The 331-nt window shown below is 67.7% G+C and carries 1 protein-coding gene and 1 pseudogene; both read left to right on the top strand.

Annotation, left to right across the window (positions count from 1 at the left end; genetic code table 11):
- Nucleotides 1-101: pseudogene (locus EXE44_RS22135) on the top strand (universal stress protein); the annotation flags it as partial.
- A 93-nt stretch (nucleotides 102-194) separates the two neighbouring features.
- A partial coding sequence (locus tag EXE44_RS21625; RefSeq protein WP_241991883.1) for an NAD-binding protein occupies nucleotides 195-331 on the top strand: 137 nt, incomplete at its 3' end.

Here is a 331-nt window from a genome sequence, read left to right as displayed (position 1 = left end):
ACCGACTCATGCAGTTCCTCTCCGGCGATGTATCGCTGAAGCTGGTGACGAACGCGCCGCTTCCCGTCGTCGCGCTCCCGGTAGTGGACGGGGAGGACTGAGCGCCGGCCGTTCGACGGGACACCGACCGGAGATCACCGGCCGCCTCCGCCAAGCGGTAGGCTTTCGGTCGTCGATCCTGAAGCCCCCTTCATATGTATCTGATCGTCGTGGGCGCCGGCGACATCGGTACCCCGCTCGTCGACCTCGCGACCGCCGGCGGCAACGAGGTCGTCGTCATCGAACGCGACGGGGAGCGCGCGGAGCGGGCGTCGAGACAGTACGACTGCCT

Origin of the sequence: Halorubrum sp. SS7 (assembly GCF_005435055.1) — an archaeon.
Classification (GTDB): Archaea; Halobacteriota; Halobacteria; order Halobacteriales; family Haloferacaceae; genus Halorubrum; species Halorubrum salinarum.
The sequence above is the reverse complement of the archived record's forward strand: the minus strand, read 5'-3'. Positions and strand labels throughout refer to the sequence as shown.